Annotated in this window: 22 protein-coding genes; 5 read left to right on the top strand and 17 right to left on the bottom strand. The window is 45.5% G+C overall.

Translation table 11 applies throughout. The features are described from left to right. Positions 1-113: 113 nt before the first annotated feature. Positions 114-689 carry a uracil-DNA glycosylase family protein gene (locus LDO37_RS01145; RefSeq protein ID WP_126609132.1) on the bottom strand — a complete coding sequence of 192 codons (576 nt, stop codon included), beginning with the start codon at positions 687-689 and terminating at the stop codon, positions 114-116. A gap of 3 nt (positions 690-692) precedes the next feature. Continuing rightward, positions 693-1,619, bottom strand: coding sequence for a D-2-hydroxyacid dehydrogenase (locus LDO37_RS01150; protein WP_126609131.1), 927 nt, complete (start codon positions 1,617-1,619; stop codon positions 693-695). A gap of 70 nt (positions 1,620-1,689) precedes the next feature. Between LDO37_RS01150 and LDO37_RS01155 the strand changes: the two genes are divergently transcribed. Then, positions 1,690-2,286 carry a YjaG family protein gene (locus LDO37_RS01155; RefSeq protein WP_104400298.1) on the top strand — a complete coding sequence of 199 codons (597 nt, stop codon included), beginning with the start codon at positions 1,690-1,692 and terminating at the stop codon, positions 2,284-2,286. 32 nt (positions 2,287-2,318) lie between these two features. On the opposite strand, the gene LDO37_RS01160 is transcribed toward LDO37_RS01155, so the two are convergent. Beyond that, on the bottom strand, positions 2,319-3,419 hold the full coding sequence (locus LDO37_RS01160; RefSeq protein WP_126609130.1) for a CNNM domain-containing protein: 1,101 nt from the start codon (positions 3,417-3,419) through the stop codon (positions 2,319-2,321). Between the two features lie 262 nt (positions 3,420-3,681). Here LDO37_RS01160 and hupA point away from each other — a divergent pair, with 262 nt between their 5' ends. Continuing rightward, the gene (gene hupA / locus LDO37_RS01165) at positions 3,682-3,954 is read left to right on the top strand and encodes a nucleoid-associated protein HU-alpha (RefSeq protein ID WP_101114240.1); all 273 of its coding nucleotides are present in this window, start codon (positions 3,682-3,684) and stop codon (positions 3,952-3,954) included. Positions 3,955-3,993: 39 nt separating this feature from the next. Further along, a complete protein-coding gene (locus tag LDO37_RS01170; protein ID WP_101114238.1) occupies positions 3,994-4,692 on the top strand; it encodes a DUF1481 domain-containing protein in 699 nt (232 codons plus the stop codon). 123 nt (positions 4,693-4,815) lie between these two features. Here the strand turns inward: LDO37_RS01170 and purD are convergent, their stop codons facing one another. Both purD and purH read right to left on the bottom strand, forming a co-directional pair. After that, positions 4,816-6,105, bottom strand: a complete 1,290-nt coding sequence (purD, locus tag LDO37_RS01175) for a phosphoribosylamine--glycine ligase (RefSeq protein ID WP_101114236.1) — start codon at positions 6,103-6,105, stop codon at positions 4,816-4,818. 283 nt (positions 6,106-6,388) lie between these two features. Beyond that, the gene (gene purH, locus LDO37_RS01180; protein ID WP_126609129.1) at positions 6,389-7,981 is read right to left on the bottom strand and encodes a bifunctional phosphoribosylaminoimidazolecarboxamide formyltransferase/IMP cyclohydrolase; all 1,593 of its coding nucleotides are present in this window, start codon (positions 7,979-7,981) and stop codon (positions 6,389-6,391) included. Between the two features lie 322 nt (positions 7,982-8,303). On the opposite strand from purH, the gene zntR reads away from it, so the two are divergent. Then, a complete protein-coding gene (gene zntR, locus LDO37_RS01185; RefSeq protein WP_101114234.1) occupies positions 8,304-8,747 on the top strand; it encodes a Zn(2+)-responsive transcriptional regulator in 444 nt (147 codons plus the stop codon). A 114-nt stretch (positions 8,748-8,861) separates the two neighbouring features. On the opposite strand, the gene adhP is transcribed toward zntR, so the two are convergent. The 12 genes from adhP to LDO37_RS01245 all read right to left on the bottom strand — a co-directional run bounded on the left by adhP (position 8,862) and on the right by LDO37_RS01245 (position 22,869). After that, positions 8,862-9,875, bottom strand: coding sequence for an alcohol dehydrogenase AdhP (adhP, locus tag LDO37_RS01190; RefSeq protein WP_104400304.1), 1,014 nt, complete (start codon positions 9,873-9,875; stop codon positions 8,862-8,864). A gap of 183 nt (positions 9,876-10,058) precedes the next feature. After that, positions 10,059-11,702, bottom strand: coding sequence for a methyl-accepting chemotaxis protein (locus LDO37_RS01195; protein ID WP_126609128.1), 1,644 nt, complete (start codon positions 11,700-11,702; stop codon positions 10,059-10,061). A 361-nt stretch (positions 11,703-12,063) separates the two neighbouring features. After that, positions 12,064-12,360: a DNA-binding transcriptional regulator Fis gene (gene fis, locus LDO37_RS01200; RefSeq protein ID WP_002542007.1), complete on the bottom strand. Its 297-nt coding sequence runs from the start codon at positions 12,358-12,360 to the stop codon at positions 12,064-12,066. A gap of 24 nt (positions 12,361-12,384) precedes the next feature. Then, positions 12,385-13,353, bottom strand: a complete 969-nt coding sequence (gene dusB / locus LDO37_RS01205) for a tRNA dihydrouridine synthase DusB (RefSeq protein WP_185829899.1) — start codon at positions 13,351-13,353, stop codon at positions 12,385-12,387. Positions 13,354-13,502: 149 nt separating this feature from the next. Beyond that, positions 13,503-14,390 (bottom strand): 50S ribosomal protein L11 methyltransferase, encoded by an 888-nt coding sequence (prmA, locus tag LDO37_RS01210; RefSeq protein ID WP_126609127.1) that lies wholly within the window; start codon positions 14,388-14,390, stop codon positions 13,503-13,505. A 122-nt stretch (positions 14,391-14,512) separates the two neighbouring features. Then, a complete protein-coding gene (gene accC, locus LDO37_RS01215; protein WP_104400308.1) occupies positions 14,513-15,856 on the bottom strand; it encodes an acetyl-CoA carboxylase biotin carboxylase subunit in 1,344 nt (447 codons plus the stop codon). Between the two features lie 14 nt (positions 15,857-15,870). Further along, on the bottom strand, positions 15,871-16,335 hold the full coding sequence (accB, locus tag LDO37_RS01220; RefSeq protein ID WP_126609126.1) for an acetyl-CoA carboxylase biotin carboxyl carrier protein: 465 nt from the start codon (positions 16,333-16,335) through the stop codon (positions 15,871-15,873). Positions 16,336-16,417: 82 nt separating this feature from the next. Next, positions 16,418-16,870, bottom strand: coding sequence for a type II 3-dehydroquinate dehydratase (gene aroQ / locus LDO37_RS01225; RefSeq protein ID WP_126609125.1), 453 nt, complete (start codon positions 16,868-16,870; stop codon positions 16,418-16,420). A 250-nt stretch (positions 16,871-17,120) separates the two neighbouring features. After that, the gene (locus tag LDO37_RS01230) at positions 17,121-18,026 is read right to left on the bottom strand and encodes a DMT family transporter (RefSeq protein WP_126609124.1); all 906 of its coding nucleotides are present in this window, start codon (positions 18,024-18,026) and stop codon (positions 17,121-17,123) included. 213 nt (positions 18,027-18,239) lie between these two features. Next, a complete protein-coding gene (acs, locus tag LDO37_RS01235) occupies positions 18,240-20,189 on the bottom strand; it encodes an acetate--CoA ligase (protein ID WP_101114217.1) in 1,950 nt (649 codons plus the stop codon). 191 nt (positions 20,190-20,380) lie between these two features. Further along, entirely contained in the window at positions 20,381-21,016 is a 636-nt protein-coding gene (locus LDO37_RS01240) for a 3'-5' exonuclease (RefSeq protein WP_126609123.1), read from the bottom strand. Positions 21,017-21,042: 26 nt separating this feature from the next. Continuing rightward, complete coding sequence (locus LDO37_RS01245) at positions 21,043-22,869, bottom strand: DUF294 nucleotidyltransferase-like domain-containing protein (protein WP_126609122.1); 1,827 nt, start codon at positions 22,867-22,869, stop codon at positions 21,043-21,045. A gap of 315 nt (positions 22,870-23,184) precedes the next feature. On the opposite strand from LDO37_RS01245, the gene LDO37_RS01250 reads away from it, so the two are divergent. Then, complete coding sequence (locus tag LDO37_RS01250; RefSeq protein WP_126609121.1) at positions 23,185-24,333, top strand: 3-phenylpropionate MFS transporter; 1,149 nt, start codon at positions 23,185-23,187, stop codon at positions 24,331-24,333. Positions 24,334-24,384 lie beyond the last annotated feature (51 nt).

A 24,384-nucleotide genomic window follows, 5' to 3' on the forward strand; every position in this document is an offset into this window, starting at 1 on the left:
ATAGCTGCACACCTTTATTTTGTTATTTTATTTCAATCTGTTAAGGCTGAATTTTCTTCTCCCAGATCCATGCGTGTAGCTTTTGGGGTGTTTAGATCATTATGATCCAAATGCTATAAAGCCTGTAAAACGGTCTTCTGTATGAAAGGGACTACTTCAGCTTCGAACCAAGGGTTCCTTTTGAGCCACAAGGTGTTTCTTGGTGAAGGATGGGGAAGTGGTAAATATTCAGGTGCCCATGTTTGCCAGTCTTTAACGGTGTCTGTTAACGTCTTTGGTCTATCTTGAAGGTAGTACTGTTGAGCGTATTGCCCTATTAGAAGTGTCATTTCAATGTTCGGAAGATTATCCAAAACGGAAGCATGCCAACGTGGCGCGCACTCTTTTCTTGGTGGAAGATCGCCACTCCTTCCTTTTCCTGGGTAGCATAACCCCATTGGCATGATCGCTATCTTAGATGCGTCGTAGAACACATCTTTGTCTATGTTTAGCCACTTTCTTAATCTATCGCCACTGGGATCATTCCAAGGGATGGAAGAGTGATGCACTTTTGTTCCAGGAGCTTGACCAATAATGAGTAAGCGCGCACATTCAGAGGCTTGAATAATTGGATTCGCGCCAAGAGGTAGTTCGGGCTCGCATAACTTACATTGTCGAATATCGCTGAGAAGCGCAGCGAGCTTACTCATCGATCAGTAACCTTTTTTGAAGTCGACTAAGTTTTGCAGTTTAAACCCGTCATACCATCTTAAGTAGTTTTCTTTGAACTGATCGAAAACTTGATGAGGAAAACTGACGGCAGCAATATGAGGCGTAACGGTGATTTTATCGTGCAGCCAAAATGGTGAGGACTTCGCCAAAGGCTCTTGCTCAAATACATCCAGGAACGCATGAGCGATGTTGCCGTTTTCTATAGCCGGAATTAAATCGTCTTCCACAAGTACATCTCCACGCCCTACGTTAAAGAGTAATGCGTTATCAGCATGTGCTAGCCTAGCGGCATTCAAGTAGCCACGCGTATCTTCTGTTGAAGGGAGGGTGCTGACGATGATATCGGCATCTTTTACGGCAGATCGGAATTCACCGACATGGAAGGTGTATTTAAAAGGAGAAGCCTTTGCTGGGATCCCTGTTCGGTTGACCCCCCCAGTTTTCATACCTAATGCGTTACACACTTTAGCAAGGTGGCAGCCAATATCACCTGTTCCAAGTATCAATATCAATTTGTCGTCAAGAGATTGATAAGGGTGAGGTTGCCATTGAGACTTCAATTGTTGCTGTTGATAAGTAAATAGGTGGCGGAAATAATTGATCGTGTGCCCAACGACATACTCAGAAATTTGCTGACCGAAAATACCTTTTACATTGGTAAGATCATAATCTTGTCTGAGACCGCTTGCCACCAAAGCATCCACACCTGCGAAGGTGGATTGCAACCACTCCATTTTGGAAAACTGGTTTAAATCGTGAGCAACCAAAGGGGGATCGGCCAATACAATGTTCGCGAGGCTTTTGTCTTGAGTAATGACAAGGTCGTCTAGCTGTGCGTTGTTGAGCATTGAAGTGTATTCAGCATGATCTTTCGATGCGATGTACAATTTGTTGGTAAAATTATTCATAGGCTTGCTTTTTTCCCTCTGGCGAATCAAGTACACTTCCGCTGTCTTTTCCTACAATCGTTGAGTCACCATGTTACAGAACCCACTCCAGATTCGCCTAGAAAAGTTTGAACCTTGGCAGCAAATTACGTTTATGGCGTCTCTTTGCGAGCGTATGTACCCCAATTATGCGGCTTTTTGCCAGAATACAGAGTTTGCAGAATCTCGTGTCTACAAAGATATTTTAGACAGTGTTTGGGAGATGCTCACGGTTAAAAGCGCAAAAGTAAATTTTGAGCGTCAACTCGAAAAGCTAGAAGAACTTATCCCGTCTACTGATGAGTTTGATTTTTATGGTGTTTACCCTGCGGTTGATGCCTGTATCGCTTTATCAACACTTTTGCATGGCTTGCTGGACAGAGATACGTTGTTTGAATCCATGCTTAAAGTCAGTGAGCAGTCGGTTAATACCGTAGCGCAATTGGAAGAAGCTCAGACTGGTGAAGAAATAACGAATGAAAACCAGAAAGAAAATGAAGCCGTGTGCGCAGAGTGGGATGTGCAGTGGGCAATCTTCCGCCCTCTAAAAGAGACGGAAGAAAGAGATATCGAACTGATAAAGGATTTACGCCAGGAGCTGCGTGATGACCCTATCAGTAATATCGGGATAGAGCTCACTCACGACTAAAAAATTAGGCTCCTATGAGGAGCCTTGATGAGTTATTGATTTTTATCGGTGTTTTCGACAACAGGTGGTTCAGCCTCATCGTCGTCATCCCGACTTTCAATTACGCCATGTGTTTCTTTCCACTTTTCCCAGCGCTGGTTGGCTAGGAACTGCATGTCGCTTGTTTTGTCTGCTTCATCGACAATTTCTTCACCGAGTAAGTACTCGAAGATGTCTTCAAGGGTAACAATACCTTGAATTGTGCCGTATTCATCCACAATTAGTGAGAGCTGTACGCGCTGCGCCATCATTTGGTCAAACGCTTTCGGTAACCCTTTATTGTTTAAGATTACGTGAATAGGGCGCATCACTGCCCCCAACTGTTTCTCACCTTCGCCAGATTGGCGCATTCTAAATAGCTCCAACCGATGGACAAAGCCAAGGATATTGTCGGTTTGTTGGCTGTAAACCAATGGGCGAGAAAAAGGCGTATCTTTATGATCTTCTAGGAACTCATTGATCGTCATCTCAGCATTGACGCGGAAAACAACTGGGCGTGGCGTCATTACCTGAGTTACAGGTACATCTTGAATGTTCAGTAAGTTATGCAAAATACGAGATTCGCCTTCTGCAAATTCACCTGATTCTTTCGCCAATATTGCCATAGCTGACAATTCGTCACGCATTTTAGGTGCTTGATGCCCATGGGCTAGACGTTTGGTGATCTGTTCTGAAAACCAAACAAAGGGGGTAAGTGCCCATACCATCCAGCGAAGTGTCGTTGCCGCCGATGGAGCAAGCTGTCGCCAGTATGTTGCGCCTATAGTCTTAGGAACGATTTCAGAGAAGACAAGAATACCGAACGTAAGTACCGCGGAAAATACACCGAGCCACTGACTACCAAATACAACAGCAGCTTGTGCACCTGCTGTGGCGGCGCCAATCGTGTGAGCTATCGTATTGAGCGTCAAGATGGAGGCGAGTGGTCTGTCTATGTCCTCCTTCAATTCATACAATTTTTGAGCTGACGGATGGCCTTGTTGTCGAAGCTGGGCAATATAGCTGGGGGTAATACTCAATAATACCGCTTCTAAAACTGAGCAGATAAATGACACTCCAATCGCAATGGAGACATATAGAGCGAGCAGTAACATAGTTTCCTACAATCAATTGTTAGCGTCGATATCAATAGAATCCCAATGGAAACTAACTATCGACTAAGTTATAAATCGGTTCTGAACAGGAGAAAAACAAGCTCAAGAGTGAGAAAACTCGTAACAAATTGTGAGGTAAAGCTCATAATCCGGCTAAAAAATCGGCAGAAGAGCGAAAGTGAGGTGACAAACCTTTGCCACAACAGGCATTTATGGATTACAGTGAATTAGATTTCGAAAAACATACAAGAAGGGAAACCTAATGAACAAGACCCAACTCATCGACTTCATCGCAGAAAAAGCTGATCTATCTAAAGCACAAGCAAAAGCAGCTCTTGAAGCGACTCTTGGTGGAGTGACTGAAGCTCTTAAAGAGGGTGACCAGGTTCAACTTATCGGTTTTGGTACATTCAAAGTAAACCATCGTGCAGCTCGTACTGGTCGCAATCCTAAGACTGGCGACGAGATTCAAATTGCAGCAGCAAATGTTCCGGCATTTGTCGCTGGTAAAGCGCTGAAAGAATCAGTGAACTAATCTATACTACGCCGAGTTTTTACTCGGCGTAGCTATTTTATGAAGCGATACTTTTACGCACCTCTGTTACTCGCCACGTTAGTTGGCTGTTCTTCAAGTTCAAATACACCACAAGCTAACCAGTATGCTTATTATTCTGGTGGTCAGTCTATTGGTGATTCCACAAGCTTTTATTGGTTTACCAAAAGGCTAGGCAGTGCCTATTCGGCTGCTGACTATGTGACGTCTGGAGATTACGGTTATTACCGTACTGATTATGCTTGGCAAGGGGATGTACTGCGTGAGTTGATTCGAGAAGGTTATCGAACCAATGATGAGCAAGAGCTCGTACCTTATCGTGTCCATTTACGATTTAGTGCTTCTGGTGAGGCTGTTTATCAACAGCTAAGGTTGGATGGTAAAGTCCTGCCTATTCCTGAAAAACAAATCAAACGCTATCAACAAGAAGCCAATTTTGTTGTAGAAACAACAGAAGCCCAAGACAAGGAAAATCTAGAACTTGTTCAAGGGTATTGGGATGGCGAAACGTTCGAAACCTGCGATGACAGGGAATACGAAAAGTTAGCCTTCAACCAGACGCTCCCCAGTTTCGTAGTTAATCGTTTATCTACAGTAGATAGCTACGTAGCCTTTATTGGTCAAAAAGAGCTTAAAACGCTTTCTGTGAGTGATTTGCTGATGTTGTCAGAGGATAACCAGGATTGTATTAAGCGCCCGTCGTTTATCGAGCAGAACTAAGCAGTAAGCAAACTAGGTAGTAAGTAAGCTAGGCACTTGCTGCTAAACAAATACAAAAAAGGCACTCAATGAGTGCCTTAATTATTTTTATACGTGCGATTTTTTTACGTGCGCGAGAAAATATTACTTTTCTTGCTCACGAGCAATCGCTCGATAACCAATGTCGCTGCGATGGAATACACCTTCCCAGTGAATCTGTTTTGCAAGCTCGTAAGCACGTTGTTGTGCTTCCGATACGCTGTTGCCCAGAGCGGTTGCACAAAGTACACGACCACCATTAGTCACAATGTCGCCGTCTTTGTTGTCTGTTCCTGCGTGGAATACTTTCTCGCCTGCCGTTTCCTGTTGAGGGAGGCCAGAGATCACATCGCCTTTGTTGTATGCCGCTGGGTAGCCACCGGCAGCCAATACAATACCGATTGACGCACGTGAATCCCACTTAGATTCTACTTGATCCAGCTTTTCATCAATTGCAGCTAAACACAGTTCTACAAGATCGGATTCCATACGCATCATGATAGGCTGAGTTTCAGGGTCGCCAAAGCGGCAGTTGTACTCGATCACTTTTGGCGTACCGTCTTTGTCGATCATCAGACCAGCGTAAAGGAAGCCTGTGTACGGGTGACCTTCAGAAGCCATGCCATTCACGGTAGGGTAAATAACTTCTTCCATGATACGGTTGTGGATTTCTTGAGTGACGACAGGAGCTGGAGAGTATGCCCCCATGCCGCCAGTGTTAGGACCTGTATCTTTATCACCTACACGCTTATGGTCTTGGCTGGTGGCCATCGGAAGCACGTTTTTACCGTCGACCATCACGATGAAGCTCGCTTCTTCGCCGTCTAGGAATTCTTCGATAACCACTCGGCTACCTGCTTCACCAAATGCATTGCCAGCCAACATATCTTTAATAGCGTCTTCCGCTTCTTGCAATGTCATTGCAACGATTACGCCTTTACCAGCCGCAAGACCATCCGCTTTAACAACAATTGGTGCGCCTTGTTCACGAACGTAAGCTAACGCAGGCTCAATTTCTGTAAAGTTAGCGTAAGCCCCTGTAGGGATGGCGTGACGTGCTAAGAAATCTTTTGTGAACGCTTTAGAGCCTTCGAGCTGAGCTGCAGCTTCTGTTGGACCAAAGATAGGTAAGCCAGCTGCACGGAAGGCATCGACGACACCGATAACTAACGGCGCTTCAGGGCCGACAATGGTCAGCTCAATAGCGTTTTCTTTGGCAAATGCGACAAGTGCTTCAATGTCTTCTACACCGATAGCGACATTTTCGAGTTTAGGCTCAAGCGCTGTCCCTGCGTTGCCAGGTGCAACGAAAACAGTTTCAACATTTGGGTTCTGTGCTGCTTTCCAGCCCAAAGCATGCTCTCTACCACCGGCACCGATAATTAGTACATTCATGTTTTAAAATCCTTATAGCTGCTTCAGAGCCTTTATTTCTGTGTCAAACATGCTCACTTATGGTCATAAGCTCCGCGTGTGTTCCTTGAACTAAAGTCACTGACTTGCTCTACGTATTTAAAATATTGGAATATTTAAAAATACAAAATTATAAGTCTTGCTCAAAGTAGTTGGTGATGTGGCTAGGAAGCAATTGAGCCCATCCCCGGGAGCATAGTCCGCTATGTGACCGGGGTGGGCGAAAGCAGCTAACAACGCCACAGTGCCAAATACGAAGAGGAAATTAGTGGCGGAAGTGACGCATGCCAGTAAAGATCATCGCCATTCCGTGTTCGTCAGCAGCTGCAATAACTTCGTCATCACGCATAGAGCCACCTGGCTGAATCACGCATTTGATGCCCGCTTCTGCAGCAGCATCGATGCCATCACGGAATGGGAAGAATGCGTCAGATGCCATAACGCAGCCTTCAACTTGAAGACCTTCGTCTGCGGCTTTGATGCCTGCGATTTTAGCAGAGTAAACACGGCTCATTTGACCAGCGCCCACACCAATAGTCATGTCGCCTTTCGAGTAAACGATCGCGTTGGATTTTACGTATTTCGCAACTTTCCAGCAGAATAGCGCGTCTTTTAGCTCTTCTTCTGTCGGTTGGCGTTTAGAAACCACTTTAAGGTCAGACGCTTCAACCATGCCTTGGTCACGGTCTTGAACTAGTAGGCCACCGTTAACGCGTTTCACGTCAAAGCCAGTCGTCTTAGTTGTCCACTCGCCACACTCAAGTAGGCGAAGGTTTTTCTTAGCCGCTACGATTTCTACTGCTTCAGCTGAAACAGAAGGGGCAATGATAACTTCAACGAATTGGCGCTCAGTGATAGCGGTTGCAGTTGCAGCGTCTAGTTCACGGTTGAATGCGATGATGCCGCCAAATGCAGACGTTGGGTCTGTTTTGAACGCACGGTCGTAAGCTTCTAGGATGTTTTCACCTAGTGCTACACCACATGGGTTAGCGTGCTTAACGATCACACATGCTGGCTCGTCGAACTCTTTCACACACTCAAGAGCTGCGTCAGTGTCAGCGATGTTGTTGTAGGACAGTGCTTTACCTTGAATTTGGCGAGCAGTAGACACTGATGCTTCTTCAGGGTTTGCTTCAACGTAGAATGCTGCAGCTTGGTGGCTGTTCTCACCGTAGCGCATGTCTTGCTTTTTCTCGAACTGTTGGTTGAACGTGCGAGGGAATTTGCTCTCTTCATCACCTTCTTTGTTCTCACCATATGATGGAACCATAGTGCCGAAGTAGTTGGCGATCATGCCGTCGTAAGAAGCTGTGTGTTCGAACGCAGCGATAGCTAGGTCGAAGCGAGTCTCTAGTGTTAGAGATTTCTCGTTAGCGTCCATTTCGGCGATAACGCGATCGTAGTCGTGTGCGTTCACAACGATAGTGACGTCTTTGTGGTTTTTCGCTGCAGAGCGAACCATTGTTGGACCACCGATATCAATGTTCTCAACAGCATCAGCCAGCGTACAACCTTCTTTAGCAACAGTTTCTGCAAATGGGTATAGGTTAACTACAACCATATCGATAGGGTTAATGCCGTGTGTTTCCATGATGGCATCGTCTTGACCGCGACGACCAAGAACACCACCGTGAACTTTAGGATGAAGCGTTTTAACGCGACCGTCCATCATCTCAGGGAATCCAGTGTAATCGGATACTTCAGTTACAGAGATGCCTTGTTCGGCAAGAAGGCGGGCTGTGCCACCAGTAGACAGGATATCAATACCGCGGTCGGCAAGAGATTTTGCAAACTCAACGATACCAGTTTTGTCTGATACGCTGATAAGAGCGCGGCGAATAGGACGAGCGTTATTCATTGCTTCCATCTTCCTCAAATTCACAGAGTAGTTAGATTAAAGATATTTGCCAAAAATGTACTTGTTCTTACGCTCATTAAGGATAAATAGAATTATCATTCCTTAGGTCATGCCATTATTATTAGAGACATGTGAGCAAAGATATTGGCCAGTTTTGGTAAAGACCTTTGATTGGTCGATGTATTCATTTCAACTCGAAATTTGATGGCGCGTATTCTAACTAAATTATTACAAAAAAGCTCGCGCAATCGTTTGGCGTCACAAAAATAATTAGGAAAATCCGTTTTTGACACCAAAATCGTAACAATAAGGTTAAAAAAACATGTTTCAGATTGGTGAGTTAGCGAAAAGGTGCGAAGTCAGCACTGACACGTTACGCTTCTACGAAAAGAATAAATTGATATCGCCAGCTGGGCGAAGCGAGTCCGGCTATCGGCTTTATGATGAAGAAAATCAAAAACAGGTTCAGTTTATCCTCAAATCTAAGTCTCTTGGGTTGAGTTTGGATGAAATTCGTGAACTTTTAGATATTAAGTTAGAAGCGACAGAACACAGTTGTGCTGAAGTAAAGTCGATCACGTCGGCGAAACTGACCCTTATCGATGAAAAAATTCATGACTTAACACGAATTCGTCGAGCATTGAAGAAAATCAATGATGCGTGCTGTGGGCACGTCGATGACGATGCTAGCCATTGTTCAATTCTCGAGGCATTGGCAGGAGAAAAAGTGCATGGTCGTGGAGTTTGCTGTGATGAGCGACAATAAGTCACGTTGCTTAAAGAAAGTGGCTAACGGTTAATGATGAATAAAAATGGGCAGCTTTAGAACTGCCCATTGTGTATCTGCAGTTGAGAATTACTGTGCTTGGGTGAAGGAGAGTTACGCAAACTCCATCACGATTCGACCAGTAATTTCGCCTTTTTCCATATCAGCAAAGATGTCATTGATGTCTTCAAGCTGCTTTACTTCCGTGATGGCTTTCACTTTACCATCAGCCGCAAATTGCAGACATTCTTGCAGGTCTTTTCGCGTACCAACAATAGAACCAATCACCTTCACTCCATTCAACACGGTATCAAAAATAGGGATAGGCATGTCTTCAGGGGGCAACCCAACCAATACACATGAACCGCCTCGTCGGATGGCTCTGTATGCTTCTTGGAACGCAGGCTTGGATACTGCGGTGCAGACAACACCATGTACCCCTCCAACCAGCTCTTGAATGACCTCTGAAGGCTTCTGTTTCATAAAGTCGATACAATGAGTAGCACCGAGTTCTTTTGCCAGTGCCAGCTTCTCATCTCCAGTATCTACCGCGATGACATTCATACCCATTGCTACTGCGTATTGAATCGCCAAGTGGCCTAAGCCACCTGCACCAATAATCGCGACCCATTGCCCAGGTTTTACACTGGTGACTTTCAAGGCTTTGTAGGTGGTTACGCCTGCGCAGAATAAAGGCGCGGCATCGACGTAGTTGAGACCTTCAGGGATTTTAATCGCATATTCGCCATTCGCGAGGCAGTATTCAGCATACCCGCCATCGACAGAGTAGCCAGCATTATGCTGATCGAGACAAAGGGTTTCTTGACCTTCTAAGCAGTAATCACAATGACCACAAGCACTATAGAGCCACGGAATTCCAACGCGATCCCCCACTTTTAAGTGGTGGATCTCACTGCCGACTTCGACAACTTCACCTACACCTTCATGTCCGGGGACCAATGGCATTTTAGGCTTCACAGGCCAATCACCATGACAGGCGTGTAAATCGGTGTGGCATACGCCACAAGCGTGGATCTTAACTAACACATCGCGTGCCTTTACGTTTGGCAGCGGAATATCTTTAATGACCAGCGGTCCTTTAAACTCATTCACCACAGCGGCTTTCATGGGATTCTCCATCAGTGACTAAATGTTTTCGATAATCATTCTCATTTAATTGATATGAATTTAAATTGATATTAATCACGAAAGGTGAGGAAAATGAAGCGCGGTTTCTAGTGTGTGATAGACAACAAAAAACGCCACTCGATGTGGCGTTTTAGCGTGTTTATCCAATCGCACCTTGAACGATTAAACCTTGAAGTGATGGATTATCTTTTGGAGGTTTTGCCCATTACTAAGCAATACTTCACTTGCTTGTGCAACTTGCGTTGCTTGGGCTGCCGACTGGTCGCTGTTTTCTGAAATGATGACCAAATTTTTACTGATCTCTTCGGTAGCAAGAGTCTGCTGAGCACTTGAATCGGCTATTTGCTGGTTAAGATCCAATATATGGCTGATTTGTTGCCCAATTTCGGCCAATGTTTCTCGTGCTTCCTTAGCTTGTCCGTGGGTGGCATTGGATTGGACTTGTGTTTTCTCCATTGCAGAGGTAACCGTTTTTGCTCTAGCTTGTAGGTTACCTACAATTTGCTCTATCTCATCAGTACTTGCTTGCGTTCGAGTTGCTAAGGTGCGTACTTCATCTGCCACCACCGCAAAGCCTCGTCCTTGTTCCCCAGCACGAGCGGCTTCAATAGCTGCGTTGAGCGCCAATAAGTTAGTTTGCTCAGCAATACCCCGAATAACATCCAATACCGTACTCACCGTTTCAGAATCCTGAGCAAGTTGAAGAGTACTTTTTTCTGTTTCTGTCAGTAGGTCGGACAGTGAGCTCATATGGCTGGTCGCGCTATCGATAACACTAACCCCTTGCTCACCCAATTGTGCAGCTTGTTGTGCAGCATCTGCGGCAGAAGAGGCTGACGTAGCGACTTCTTGGTTACTGGCGTGGAGCTCATTCATCGCAGAGGCAACTGTATCGACGGATTGATGTTGTTCACCCGCCTTCATTGACGCATCTGACGCCACTTGGTTAAGTTGTGTAGCGGCGCTAGTAATGCCTTCACTTACAGGAATCATGTCGGTGACAATAGAGCGTATTTTGTTGGTAAATAGATTAAATGCCGCAGCGATGTGGCTGAGTTCATCCTTTCCATTCGAAGGTAAGTCTTTGGTGAGGTCGCCATCTCCTTCGGCGATATCATTAAGTGCTTCTTCGGTGTCAATACAAGGTTTGGTAATGCTGTAGCCAAACCAAGTGGCAATGAGAGCCATAGTAATCAAGCAGGCAATTATAATCATAATGATTGACTGGGCTCGCTCCCAAAACAGCGCGTCTACATCATCAATGTATACCCCACTTCCAACAATCCACCCCCAAGGTTCATGGAGTTTTACATAAGACACTTTTTCTACATCTACTTCCGAACTAGGCTTTGGCCACATGTAATTGACGAACCCACCGCCGTTGTTTCGCTTAACCTCGTTAACGAATTCAATGAAAAGTGATTTTCCTGTGGGATCTTTTACACCGGACAAGTCCTTACCATTAAGTTGAGGTTTAATTGGGTGATTAACCATATAGGGGCGGGTGTCGTTTACCCAAAAGTAATCATTTTTCTCGTACCGCAGACCATTTAGTGCAGCCTTAGCTTGGGTCTGTGCTTCTACTTTAGTAAGAGTTCCATTTTTTTCGAGTTGGTAAAAATGCTCAATTACACTGTGCGCTGTCTCGACCAAATGGCGAGTTTTTACTTGTTTAGCGGTAAGCAGGTCACCAAAGTAAGCGTATTTTATGTAGGCAAGTGGGGCGAGCATAAGTAACGCAATAGTAAGCGTCATAATGTACAGCCGTGATTTGATGGACACGGAGCGCAAGCTAATTCCATTCATATCGACAATCCTTTGTTTAGTGATTCGTTCGCTAGGCGTTATTTTTATTTTTTTAAGCTACATCGTGTTCGTTACACGTCAACGACGTGTACCAATTTAAAGTTAGCCTTTAATTGATTATAAAAAGGAGAGCTAGATAGATAAATTCGACCAAAGGCACATAAAAGGATTGATTTCGGGCTACTTTGGGAAGGTGGTTAAGTAATTGCTTATGAAGGAAAATACGCTTTTGAGCTGTACAGTAATTTTATTGGTCTTTATGTGAATGAGTTCAGAAGTGAGTGCGAGATTTGGATTCCAATAAAAAAAGCCCTGACCAAGTAGTCAGGGCTTTAAAATTCGGTAGAAAACTGATCTGTGATTAGTTCATGCCGTATTTTTTAAGTTTCTTACGAAGCGTACCGCGGTTGATACCCATCATAGTTGCTGCGCGTGTTTGGTTACCACGAGTGTATTGCATGATGGTGTCTAGTAGTGGCTGCTCTACTTCTGCCAATACTAGTTCGTACAGGTCGTTGACTTCCTGGCCATTAAGTTGAGCAAGGTAGTTTTTAAGAGACGCTTTTACTGAGTCACGTAATGGCTTTTGAGTGATCTGGTCTTGTGAGGTCACTGTAGTTACTGTCAATGCTTCGGAAGTCAGATTTTGTTCGAACATATTCGGTCTAGCTCTTTTCTGTAATTATGATGCAACGTTATCAAAATAACCTTCTAGCGCGTCCAGTTGCAGCGGAGCCGCTTCTATAGCGTTGAAGGTACGGCGAAACTCACTTGCTTGCTCACGTTCTTTTAAGTACCAGCCAACGTGCTTACGCGCGATTCTAGGACCTAAAAACTCCCCATAAAACTCATGAAGTGCCTTCACATGACCAAGCATAATGTCTTTCACTTCCAATACAGGAAGGGAAGCCATCGTGCTGCCGTTTTCCAAATAGTGGTGGATTTCCTGAAAAATCCACGGACGACCCTGGGCAGGGCGACCTATCATCAAAGCGTCCGCACCAGTGTATTCCAGTACGAATTTGGCTTTTTCCGGGCTATCGATATCACCGTTAGCAATAACCGGTATGGAAACCGCCTGTTTAGCCGCTTTGATGCTTTCATATTCTGCCTCGCCTTTGTACATACAAGCCCGAGTTCGCCCATGTAGAGCAAGAGCTTGTATGCCGCAGTCTTCGGCCATTTTAGCAATTTGAACACAGTTCTTATTGTCTGTATTCCAGCCTGTACGGGTTTTCAATGTCACGGGAACATCAACGGCATTTACAACAGCGGTCAGTATCTTTTCGACAATGTCCGGATGCTGAAGTAATGCTGAGCCGGCAAGCTTCTTGTTTACTTTCTTAGCAGGGCAACCCATATTGATATCGATAATTTGTGCACCATTATCGACATTATATTGAGCGGCTTCTGCCATCTGCTGGGGATCTGCCCCTGCAATTTGTACTGAGCGGATGCCCGATTCGCCTTCATGTACCATGCGTTGTTGGGATTTCGCTGTTTTCCATACTTTGGGGTTTGACGACATCATTTCACTGACAGCCAAGCCCGCACCGTATCGGAGACATAACTCTCGAAAGGGTCTATCGGTGACTCCTGCCATAGGAGCGACGATAAGATTGTTCTTAAGTTGATAGTTTCCGATCTTCAAAACAGCATTCAGTTCTATACCAGCAAGGGCGCGCATTTTACGCATTTTTTCGCAAAGAGAAAAGCTTAATTTTTGAGCATTTACAATTTGTTTTTTAAAATGCCTAAATTTCAGTCAATTAGAGTAGAAGCGCTTACTTTCTCTTGCTTTTAGGCATTTTTCTTGCCCGAAATTCGGCACCATTCTGATTGTTCAATAATCGGATCGATGTTCAGTTCGTCTCGGTAGTAATTTGCTACGTCTTCTGCTTGTGTATCTAACACGCCAGACATCGCGAGCATGCCTTCAGGTTTCAGTAATCCTTTAATAACACCAGAGAGCTCACGCAGTGGCCCTGCAAGAATATTGGCAACCACAACGTCTGCAATAAGGTTGTCAGGCTGATCTTGTGGCAGAAACAATTCGAGCTGGTCCGCTACGCCATTTCGCTCTGCATTTGCTCTGGAAGCTTGAATAGCCTGTGGATCGATATCAATCCCAATGACTTTACTTGCGCCCAGTTTGATTGCAGCGATAGCCAGAATGCCAGAGCCACAGCCAAAATCGATCACTGTTTTACCTTCGAGCTCAATTCCTTCAAGCCATTCAAGGCAGAGTGAAGTTGTTGGGTGCGTACCGGTGCCGAAAGCTAAACCTGGATCGAGCATAACGTTCACAGCATTTGGATCCGGAATATCTCGCCAGCTTGGGCAAATCCACAAACGCTTGCCAAATTGCATTGGGTGGAAATTCTCCATCCATTCGCGCTCCCAGTCTTTGTCTTCAAGTTGCTCGACTTTGTGCGCAAAACCATCTTCTAACAGATCGCTATCTGCAATTTGATTTAAGACTTGTTTGGTATCGGTTTCAGCGTCGTACAGTGCGACAACGTCCGTTTCACCCCATAAGCGAGTTTCACCCGGAAGCGGTTCGAACACAGGAGTATCTTTGGCATCTAAAAAGGTAACGGATAATGCGCCTGTGTTTTCCATCAGCATATCGCCGATTTGTTCAGCGTTCTTGTCGCTCGCATTGAGTTTGATTTGAATCCAGGGCATGGAGTGCACCTTTTTGTCATATTGAAATTGGTGGAGGAGTCTAGCTGATTTGGACAAAAAAAACACTCCCCGACACTTTCTCAAGTGCGGGGAGTGCGGTTTGTCTTTATCGGCGTAAACGCTTACTGAAGACCGAGTTTCTTCTCAAGGTAGTGAATGTTTGCACCACCGTGTTGGAAGTTCTCATCATTCATGATCATTTCTTGCAGAGACACATTGGTTTTGATGCCTTCAACGATCATTTCACCCAATGCGTTCTTCATACGAGCAATCGCAACATCACGGTTTTCACCAAAGGTGATCAGTTTACCAATCATCGAATCGTAATGAGGAGGTACTGTGTAGCCCGTGTAGATGTGTGATTCCCAACGTACGCCCATACCGCCAGGTGCGTGGAAACGTTCCACCTTACCTGGAGAAGGCAAGAAGCGCTCTGGATCTTCGGCATTGATTCGGCATTCAACCGCATGACCGCTGATCTTAATGTCGTCTTGAGTGTAAGAAAGCGGTTGACCAGCAGCAACACGAAGTTGCTCTTTGATGAGGTCTACGCCCGTTACCATTTCAGTAACTGGGTGCTCTACTTGAATACGAGTGTTCATTTCGATGAAGTAGAATTCGCCGTTTTCGTATAGGAACTCAAATGTACCCGCACCGCGATAGCCAATTTCCAAACAAGCGCGAGTACAACGCTCACCGATGTATTTACGCATTTCTGCCGTGATACCCGGTGCTGGCGCTTCTTCCACTACTTTTTGGTGACGACGCTGCATTGAGCAATCACGTTCGCCTAGGTGGATTGCACCACCCTGACCGTCTGCAATGATCTGAACTTCAACGTGACGTGGGTTTTCTAGGAATTTCTCCATGTAAACGATGTCGTTGTTGAATGCTGCTTTTGCTTCCGCACGAGTCATTGCAATCGCTTCAATCAATTCTTCTTCGCTACGAACCACACGCATACCGCGACCGCCGCCGCCGCCAGAGGCTTTGATGATCACAGGGTAGCCAATGCGTTTCGCGTGCGCTTTGTTTTTGCTGCCGTCGTCATCTAGCGGACCGTCTGAACCAGGTACGCATGGAACGCCTGCTTTTTTCATTGCCGTGATAGCGGAAACTTTGTCACCCATCATGCGGATGGTTTCGGCTTTAGGGCCGACGAAAATGAAACCGCTGCGTTCAACTTGCTCTGCAAAGTCAGCGTTTTCAGATAGGAAACCGTAGCCAGGGTGAATAGCGATAGCACCAGTGACTTCCGCAGCAGAAATAATTCTTGGAATGTTTAGGTAGCTGTCGATACCACGAGCAGGACCGATACAAATGGATTCGTCTGCCAATAGTACGTGTTTAAGGTCACGGTCAGCGGTTGAGTGAACAGCGACCGTTTTAATACCCAGCTCTTTACATGCGCGAAGGATACGAAGTGCAATCTCACCTCGGTTCGCGATGACTAATTTATCTAGCATATAATCAGCCTCAGTTATTCGATGATAACGAGTGGTTGGTCAAACTCAACAGGTTGACCGTCTTCCACTAGGATGGCTGTAACTACGCCAGATTTGTCCGCTTCGATTTGGTTCATCATTTTCATCGCTTCTACGATACATAGAGTGTCGCCAGCATTAACGCTTTGACCGATTTCGATAAATGATTTTGATTCAGGGCTTGGAGAGCGGTAGAACGTACCGACCATTGGAGAAAGAACATGGTGTCCAGCCGGTACAGCTTCAGCCGGAGCTTCCGCTGCTGCTGGTGTTGCAGGTGCAGCTACAGGTGCTGCTGCCGCTGGAGCGACAGGCGCTGCTGCGTATTGAATAGGTGCCGCTACAGGAGCAGGACCGGAACGACTGATTCGTACTGACTCTTCACCTTCAGAGATTTCAAGCTCTGCGATGCCAGATTCTTCCACTAACTCAATCAGCTTCTTAATTTTACGAATATCCATCTTATTTTCTCTTTCTCAAATTAGGTGACTCTCAAGTATCGAGAGTGTTCTGTGTCATGTATTACTTATTTGACTGCTGGTATTACCCATTTGACTGCAGGTGATTCACCGCTGCAGCCAATGCGAATTGGTAGCCTTGGGCACCCAAGCCACAAATTACCCCGACGGCTTTATCCGATAGGTAAGAATGATGGCGGAAAGGTTCACGTGCGTGAACGTTAGATAGGTGCACTTCAATGAACGGAATGTCGACGCCCAATAACGCGTCACGTAGAGCGACGCTAGTATGGGTAAACGCTGCTGGATTGATCACAATGAAATCCACATTTCCCATGGCAGCATGTATGGCTTCAATCAGTTCGTACTCACGATTGGATTGCAGATGCTGGATCTCTACATCAAGCGAAACCGCTTGGTGTTCTAGATCATCAATGATCTGAGAGAGCGTTTTAGAGCCATAATGTGCCGGTTCACGAAGACCCAAAAGATTAAGATTAGGACCGTTTAGAACCAGAATGCGTGATTTTGTAGCCATCGTGAGGTTATCTTCCTTTAACTAGAGGTTAAAATTCGACATTCCAAAATTTGTGAGCTGATAATTAAATTTAGAGGTCTAAATTACCGTCTTGCTCAAATTAACTGTCGATTATAGACAATTCAGCGCAATTAGCAGCAAAATACTGGTCAAACCTCGACAATTTTATGTCAAAGATAAGGAAATTTGTGAGGAAGATAAAGAATCCGGACCCGCCTTCAAGGAGACAGTAGTGGCGAGCCCGGAAAACTTATTTGCTTGAGCGAGAAAGCAACCATGTAGGAAGTTGTGGAACTTTGGCAATGACGATACCAATGAGTAAAGGCAGCAGCAGTTGCTGTGACAGCTCTGATAGGTGGTTATCGTTTATCCAAGCGTCGAGAAGCAGCGCAACCACAGGGAATATGAGAAAACAGAGTGAAGCCGTGAAGGGAGCCGTCATTTGATTGAGGGAGAAGTACGCAACAATACCAATGACACTTGCAACAAGCCCAAGATAGACCACGGCATACATCGATTCGGCGGTGAAATAATGTGTGTCTGGCTGTTCCATAAACAGTCCAACAACCAATAGTAATAACGCGGCGATACCAGAAGGCAATGCGTTATAGGTGAGCACATGGATTCCCTTTGCATACTTTTGAGTTAACACATACATGACGGCATGGATAAGTACGGCGCTCACGAGTGCTAGGATACCTGCGTTATCATTGCTGTCACCCATCTCCAGTTCGCCTGATAGAATCAAACACAACGCGATGACGGCCATGCCTAATCCAAAAAATTGGTGAGCAGAAAGACGCAATGACAAGCTGATCATAGAAACGGCTAAAACCGCGATCGGCATATTGGCAAAGATGATGGAGGCCAACCCAGAAGAGATGTATTGCTCACCTAATATCATCAAGGTAAAGGGAATCGCGAAGTAAAATACAGCGACAGCCACCATGAATTTTCGTTTGCCCTTTGGGAAAAGTAAGGCTTTTTTCATCAGCAGTGTCACAGCGATTAATAAAGGGGCAGAAATCAGGAACCGCAGGCCTGTCGCGGTAATCGGGGGGATGGTTTCAACCGCAATTTCCATCGCCATCCATGTTGTACCCCATATCAAACAAACGGAGACAAATGTGATGGTGCAAAGTAATTGTTTAGACATTGCTTTTATCTGTTACTGAGAAAGAGCGTCTATTCTATGCAATCAGTAGGAGTGGTAATTTCTCAATGTAGCACGACTTTTTCGTATAAAGAGAAAGGCATTTTCTAATATGACGTTTTACAGAAAAATTTTCCTTAACACGGAGTTCAGATAAAAAAAGCCAGGTCAAAAGACCTGGCGAAGTAATAAAGGTGGAAATTAGGTTGAATCAGATTAAGACAGGTTCTGATTTTCTTCGATGAGCTTATTCACCACGCTTGGATCGGCAAGTGTCGAAGTATCGCCCAAGTTGCTGGTATCGCCTGTGGCGATTTTACGTAAAATTCGACGCATGATTTTACCCGAACGCGTTTTCGGTAGAGAATCTGTCCAGTGCAATACGTCTGGTGTTGCGATAGGACCAATCTCTTTGCGTACCCAGTTCTTCACTTCTTTGTGAAGTTCTGCACTTGGTATTTCACCGTCATTCAAGGTGATGTAGGCATAAATTGCCTGACCTTTGATGTCGTGAGGAACACCAACGATAGCCGCTTCTGCAATCTTATCGAAGGCAACCAACGCCGATTCAATTTCTGCAGTCCCCATACGGTGACCAGAAACGTTTAGCACATCATCCACACGACCAGTGATCCAGTAATAGCCATCTTCGTCACGGCGAGCACCGTCACTGGTGAAATACATGCCTTTAAATGTAGAGAAATAGGTTTGTTCAAAGCGCTCGTGATCGCCATAAACAGTACGCATTTGCCCTGGCCAAGAGTCGAGAATCACAAGGTTACCGTCTGCGGCACCTTCAATGATGTTACCTACGTTATCGACAAGCGCCGGTTGTACGCCAAAGAATGGGCGTGTCGCTGAGCCCGGCTTCAATGCGGTTGCACCAGGCAGTGGTGAAATCAAAATACCGCCTGTTTCTGTCTGCCACCAAGTATCCACGATAGGTGATTTTTCATCACCGATGGTTTTGTAGTACCACTCCCACGCTTCAGGGTTAATCGGTTCACCAACAGAACCCATGATGCGCAAACTGCTGCGGTTTGTACCTTCAACGGCTTCATTCCCTTTTGCCATTAAGGCGCGAATTGCCGTTGGTGCGGTGTAAAGGATGTTGACGTTGTGTTTGTCGACTACTTCGCTCATGCGGTTTGTTTTCGGGTAGTTAGGCACACCTTCAAACAAGATAGTTTTCGCACCGTTAGCAAGTGGCCCGTAAATAAGGTAAGTGTGACCCGTGATCCAACCTACGTCTGCAGTACACCAGAAGGTTTCGCCTTGCTGGTAATCGAACACGTACTTGAATGTCATTGTTGCGTAGACGAGGTAACCACCTGTGGTGTGTAAAACGCCTTTTGGTTTACCTGTGGAACCAGAAGTGTAAAGAATGAAAAGTGGGTCTTCTGCGTTCATTTCTTCTGGCGGGCAATCATCCGATACCGCTGCGGTTGCTTCGTGCCACCAAACATCACGCTGCTCATCCCAAGCAACATCGCCACCTGTGCGTTTTAGAACCAGTACTTTTGAAATGCTGTCGACTTCAGGGTTAGCCAATGCATCATCGACATTTTTCTTCAATGGAACCGCGCGACCACCACGAACCCCTTCGTCTGCTGTAACAACGACTTTTGCGTTGGAATCAACAATACGACCTGCCAGTGCTTCTGGAGAAAAACCCCCGAAAACGACAGTGTGAACCGCACCAATACGTGTACAAGCCAGCATTGCCACGGCAGCTTCCGGTACCATTGGCATGTATAAACAGACGACATCACCTTTCTTAACACCTTGTTCTTTCAGGGCGTTAGAGAAACGGCAGACTTCTTTGTGGAGTTCATTAAAGGTCAGTGTTTTATCATCGGCTGGGTCATCCCCTTCCCAAATGATGGCAACTTCATTGCCACGCTCGGCGAGGTGACGGTCGATACAGTTTGCAGAAACATTGAGTGTTCCATCTTCAAACCAGCGAATATCAACGTGTCCAGTATCGAAGGAGGTTTGTTTTACGTTGGTGTAAGGCTTGATCCAATCTACGATTTTTCCGTGTTCGCCCCAAAAGCCCTCTGGGTCGCTGACAGATTGTTGGTACATCGCCAGATAAGTGTCGTTATCAGCGTGGGTCTTAGCTTTAATATTTTCTTTGACCGGATAAACGTGGGCTTCACTCATTGCTCTCTCCTTGTGAATTCAGCAAGTTCCATTATTTCCGAAATGATATGGAAATCGGTTGGTATTAACTCTCAGCTACCCCCAGTTTTTCTACAATTAGACTTTAGGATGATAAGGGGGCATTTGCCTTTATAAGCAGCGGCTTACTTAGAAAATTGAGAGGTGGATCAGCGCTTTAATTGCAGAGCAAGTTAACGCACATAGGCAGAGGTCAGAGCAGGTAGGTCGCCATAAGTGAGCCGAACGTAAACTAATGCGGCTGAAATGGCATCTTGCAGGGCATCGTGTTTGTTGTCTTGTGGGGGCAGACCCAAGTGCTTGCAGATGGCATCCAAACTAAGATCAAAATAAGCATTAGGTAGGTGGCGCTCAAGCTTTTCGTGATAGATCTGGCTAACTTCCAACAAAGGGTTTGGAAGAGGAAAGCCCAAGTGGCGCTTACAGGCTAGATCAAGAATCGTTTTGTCATAACGGATGTGATAGCCCACGACAGGGCGGTTGCCAATGAATGCGATTAACGCCTCTAGTGCGTCCTTTTCATTCATTCCCCCTGCAAGATCACTATGGCGAATCTTGTGCACGCAAACGGAATCCGCATTAAGAGATTGAGGTGCACGTAAACGAACATGGAATGGTTGGCTGGTGATGATACGGTTGCCAATGATTTTTGTGGCAGCAATAGTGACCAGTTCGGCTCGGTTAGGGTCTAGGCTGGTGGTTTCACAATCGAGAGAAACAAATTCCGTTTCATGGGGCGCATCAAATAATGATTGATACGGGTTTCCCTTTAATTTTCTGCGCCACCACCAGCGAAACACTCTATTCATATGACCTCTTTGTCTTTGTTTTTCTCTTAGTCACGGATTTGATAATGATAGCCTAGCCACTGCTTGAACTTTTTCACGACATGTAAGCTGTGCCTGAGAAGATCCCTTTCAGAGCGGTCCAGTAATTTGAGTTCTATATTGTTACCACTGTGATGCTCTGATAACTGCTGCGCTAAACGTAATTTAAAGAACAATTTGAGCGCTTCCGTCAGGTTGTCAGCCGTGTCAGGTTCAAGAATCCGCTTTTTCTGTAGTGCTTCTATACGGTCAAAGGTGTTCTTTTCACTTAAAGCGTATTCCAACGAAAGTGCGCGAATACCGTGCACAATGGGGAAAATGCCACCTCTTTTTATATCGAGCCCGTCTTTGCTTTTTTTGACATTCCCAAACAGAGTGAGGGGGAGTGAAAACTGCAAGGCTGGGCGAGTAAAATCCATTAGCACGAGCATGTTATTCTTCATGCTGTCGGAGATATGCTGTGCAACGGGGGTAAGTAACTCGTGGTTTCCCGCCACAGCGTGAGCATCGGTGAGAATGGCAAGTTTCATTACGTTCTCTGCCGTCCCCTTTGTGATCCATCGGGTAACAGTGCGTTGCCAATCACTTTGGCTATGCACCCAATCGGGGTTATTTACCATGACTTTGCCGGGGCAAAGAGGGTAGCCGAGTTGCTGCAGAGTATGCGTAAATCGCTCCATGATTTCTTGGCATTCTGCCCATTCAACGCCATCTTGTAATATCAGCGCATTGTCTTGGTCGGTTTTGAGTACCTGTTCCCCTCGTCCTTCTGAGCCCAATACGATCAAGCAGCATTTATCGTGCATGGGGGAGGGAATGATAAGGTGGAAGGCTTTCTCAATGATTTGTTCGTTGACTGCGGAAATAAGCTCCATGATGAAGCGAGTTCGAATGCCGTTATTGATTAGGCTTTCAACCAAATGTCGCTGCCTATTGGCTGCCAGAGCGAGCTCTTCAATGGTTTGAGCACGGGCAATGCTGAGAGATAAAACGTGTGAGTGTGTTGAGAAGCTAGACAGTATTTGTGTCATGTCTAACATGCCAACGGGCTCATTGCCATTGCAAACCATCACACGCTTCATTCGTTGACGAGTCATGGTGATCATCGCATTAAACAGGAAGTCCCCATCTTCGATGTAATACACTGGAAAGGTTGCAATGGTGCCTACAGGCGTATCCAGTGGGTGGTCATCTAACATGACGGCATGCAGCATGTTGGTTCGCGTAATAATGCCAAATGGGTAAGGGGTTGAAGATTCAGCAAGCCTCGGATCGTGTTCTTTCAATCGTACTAATGCACTGTCGATGGAGCGCTCTTTCATGAGTTTCGTTACGGCATTGAGTGGCTCATCGTGATCAAGAATCAGTACTGGATGATAAATGCTGTCATCGACTTTCGTGAGAATAAATTCCCCAAGATTTTGCTGCTTTTGTGCCGCTTCGACCAGTTCTTGCCGTTTCGACAGGTTGGAATCGAAATAGGCAGAAAACTTCGGGTTGGTTTGGTATAGCTCGATAAAGACTTCACTTGGGAGCAAATAACTTAAGGTGTCTTCTAAGGCGATGTACTTGTGCTTAACGGTTCCTTCTAGCTGAGCGCGCACGTCAAACAAATCATCGTTCGCATAATGTGCGAAGATTTCTTGATCGTCCCCTGAACGCTCTTCTACTCCACCTTTTATCAGAATGTGTAACGCTGTCCCCGTTTGACCAGGTTTAAGTATGGTTTCATTTTCGCGGTAATACGCTACATCTAAAGAAGATCTTAGTCGTTCTTGTTCGTGCGTTGAAAGCCGATCAAAAGGAGCGGCGTTCATATTGAATTTATCCGGCATATCTGAACAGCTCTAACACAATGACATTATCAATAGTGTTGGTAAAAAGTGGGATAAGCTCCAGACGACTTTGGTCTAATGGGTGCAGAGAACTTAGTTGTATCGGAGGAAATACTATTAGGCTGAATGCCAAATCAGAGGTTTCGAAGGGTGTCGATCTAGGTTGTTAAAATGATAGGTGTTTGATAATAAAGCGCTTCATTTTGTTAGGTGTGTTCCGTTAAACAGGGAAGAAAAATCTCTCAAATTTTTCTCTTTTAGTTTGATGCGAAGTTGGGATAATGTCGCCCCGTTCCTTATTCAATTAGGTGTTTAATGCTCCGCAGTACCCCATATGGCTGGATATCTCAGTATTTTGTCGGCTTCTTTTTCTCTTATGGCGTCCATTTGCCTTTTTGGGCAATTTGGTTTGCTTCACAAGATATTTCAGCGTCTGACATTGGTGTGCTGATCGGGCTTGGTCTGGCTTCTCGGTGTTTTGCCAATTTGGTGATTACCCCACGTTTGCACAAGGTTGAACACCTAATCCCAGCCCTTCGTTGGCTCACTTTGGCATCGATGCTCGCCATTGTTGCGCACTTATTTGTTGGGGGCGACTTTTGGCTTCTGGCTGGTGCAACCATTCTATTTAACCTCTCTTGTGGCCCTGTGGTTCCATTAACCGATGCAATGGCGAACTATTACGCCCGCCTTAAGTTACTGGATTATGGAAGAACAAGGCTTTGGGGCTCCATTGCTTTTGTGGCGGGTTCGACAGTCGTGGGATATTTAGTGGCGATATACGGAGCGAGCGCCATTATTTATACCGCATTGGCAGGGCTTGCTGCTTCAATGCTATTGGTGATGCGTAACCCCAATGTGATGCCTGTTTCGGAAACGGAAGAAAGCAAAGAAAGACCAAAACTGACGGCGATTTTGAAAGACTCGTCCGTGGTTCGTTTTCTGGTTTTAGCGTCGTTAATCCAAGGGAGCCACGCCGCTTACTACGCCTTTAGTTCGCTGCATTGGAAGTCTTCGGGTATTTCAGCAGATATCATTGGTTATCTCTGGAGTTTAGGGGTAATTGCTGAAATTTCCGTATTTGCGTTCAGTAAACGCATGTTCATGGGGTGGTCACTGCGATTATTATTTGTTGTGGCGTCTGTTGGCGTATTTGTGCGATGGGGACTAACGGCATCCACTACGGATATTTGGGCACTGATCATGGTTCAACTTCTCCATGGGGTGACGTTTGCTATGGCACATATCGCTGCTATTCAATTCATTCAAAAGCAGAGCCAAAACAAAATGGTACCCTTACAGGCGCTGTACAATGCAATTCCTCTAGGGGCATTCATAGCATTAATGACAACACTCAGTGGTTGGGGTTATGAGAAGTGGGGCGAAAATGTATTCTGGATGATGGCCGCTATGGGGGTCATTGCCATTTTTATACGAGTAGATTCGAAGAAATCAGTGCGGTAGCACAATTTCAAAGCGAACCGTTTGAGATTAAAAATGAGACAACGTTAAATG

The organism is Vibrio penaeicida, from assembly GCF_019977755.1.
GTDB classification, from domain to species: Bacteria; Pseudomonadota; Gammaproteobacteria; order Enterobacterales; family Vibrionaceae; genus Vibrio; species Vibrio penaeicida.